Source organism: Microbulbifer epialgicus, assembly GCF_041447265.1.
Lineage (GTDB): Bacteria > Pseudomonadota > Gammaproteobacteria > Pseudomonadales > Cellvibrionaceae > Microbulbifer > Microbulbifer epialgicus.
On the sequence record NZ_JBGMEK010000256.1, the window covers coordinates 1 to 835 of the forward strand.

The 835-nt window shown below is 41.2% G+C and carries 1 protein-coding gene; it reads right to left on the reverse strand.

Annotated features, from left to right (window positions below):
• Positions 1–258 precede the first annotated feature (258 nt).
• A complete protein-coding gene (locus tag ACCI49_RS24860) occupies positions 259–663 on the reverse strand; it encodes a VOC family protein (RefSeq protein ID WP_371841947.1) in 405 nt (134 codons plus the stop codon).
• Positions 664–835: the final 172 nt, after the last annotated feature.

The window sequence follows — 835 nt, forward strand, 5'->3', positions numbered from 1 at the left end:
GTATTCCGAATCAACACCCGCCCAAGGAAGGTATTAAATTACTTGAGTCCGCTAGAATTTCTGGCGGGCAAGCGTGTGTCACTTATGTTGGCAATCTAGGAGATACTTTAAAGGAAGTCACTTTTGGGTTCGAGGATATTGCGTTAGTACGGTGGAACTCGATAAGCAGATGCAGTTAGCGGGAATATAACTAGCCCCCTACGGGGGCTTTCATGATACCACCTACTATGAGCGATAGTTGCAGGTTGAGCGGTAAAGTTAAAGTTGAATTCTTAATTCAACAATATTTTCATCAGGATCATTGATATATAAGGAATTTCCCAAACCTTGCGCTCCATACCTGGAACTAAAACCTCCACCATCTACTCCAAATTTAGCGAGGTGGTCAAGTAATTTTTCTTCTGATATATTTTTAATTTGGAGGCAAAAATGATCCATATTATTCTCTGTCTTTGTAGGAGGGCCGCCTCCAATCCTGCCAAGACGACTATCCGTTGCCACCAAATCAATTAAACTACTACCAGCTCTGAGTTGAATTAAACCTGTTTCTCGCGGTGTCTCGCGCTCTACATGGCAGCCCAGCACCTGAGTGTAAAATTGCAGCATTTTCTCAATATTATCAGTTCTTAATACAAGATGGTCAATATTTGCGATCTCAAACATTTTATTTCTTACCCTATAAATAATTTATGTGCTGATATTTACTTTCCCTTAGGATTATTAACCCGGCGGACAAATAGTTCGGTTATGCTGCGTACCTAATTGATTCGTGTCGGAAGTAGGCTGCTACACGCGCGGGCTTCTTTTGTAACATTCTCATGTGAGAAAGCACTTT